Annotated in this window: 1 protein-coding gene; it reads left to right on the forward strand. The window is 71.9% G+C overall.

Going from position 1 to position 424, the window contains the following annotated elements:
• Nucleotides 1–240 (forward strand): KH domain-containing protein (locus tag AC5RWQ_RS30600; protein ID WP_494286065.1); only part of this gene is annotated, 240 nt, incomplete at its 5' end.
• Between the last annotated feature and the right edge of the window lie 184 nt (nucleotides 241–424).

Raw genomic sequence — 424 nt, forward strand, 5'->3', positions numbered from 1 at the left:
CGCGAGGGGCGGCCCGCCGACCGGCCGTTGCTCGACATCCACGCGAACCTCTACATCGAGCGGCCCAGCCAGAAGGGCATCATCATCGGGCCCAAGGGCGCGCGGCTGAAGGAGGTCGGGACGAAGTCCCGGCGCCAGATCGAGGGGCTGCTCGGGACGCCGGTCTTCCTCGACCTGCACGTCAAGGTGGCGAAGGACTGGCAGCGCGACCCCAAGCAGCTGCGCAAGCTCGGGTTCTGAGGGGTGCCCTGACCCTCCGGGTGCCCCGTCCTCCGAGCCACGGGACCTTGCGCTCGGCGGTGGCTGGTCGCGCTGTTCCCCCGCGCCCCTTGGTGACTGCGGCTCGCACCGGGCGTACCTGGGGGCGCGTGGGGAAGGGCTAGGCCGGATAAGGGCCGGGCCCCTTGAGGAGACGGTGGATGGG

Source organism: Micromonospora sp. BS32, from assembly GCF_059089345.1.